The organism is Pseudomonas sp. UBA6753 (assembly GCF_002453565.1).
GTDB lineage: Bacteria > Pseudomonadota > Gammaproteobacteria > Pseudomonadales > Pseudomonadaceae > Aquipseudomonas > Aquipseudomonas putida_Z.
This window is the reverse complement of the sequence record NZ_DKHD01000055.1, coordinates 2,271-2,582: the sequence shown is the minus strand read 5'-3', so window position 1 is coordinate 2,582 and position 312 is coordinate 2,271. Positions and strand designations below refer to the sequence as shown.

The window sequence follows — 312 nt, the reverse complement described above, 5'->3', positions numbered from 1 at the left end:
CATGCGCCAGCTCGGCGAAATGATCGTCGAAGAGCCGGTGGCCGGCTCGTTCAGCCATTTCGCCCACACCTACTGGGGTGGTTTCGCCGGCTTCCTGTCGGGCTGGAACTGCTGGGTGCTGTACATCCTGGTGGGCATGTCGGAGCTTTCGGCGGTCGGCAAGTATGTCCACTACTGGTGGCCGGAGATCCCTACCTGGGTCACGGCGGCAGCGTTCTTCGTGCTGATCAACGCCATCAACCTGATGAACGTGAAGTTCTTCGGTGAGGCCGAATTCTGGTTTGCCATCATCAAGGTGGTGGCCATCGTCAG

The 312-nt window shown here is 59.9% G+C and carries 1 protein-coding gene; it reads left to right on the top strand.

The window, feature by feature from the left end:
* Positions 1–312, top strand: a 312-nt coding sequence (locus B2790_RS21075; RefSeq protein WP_286919674.1) for an amino acid permease, incomplete at both ends; no start/stop codon positions are given.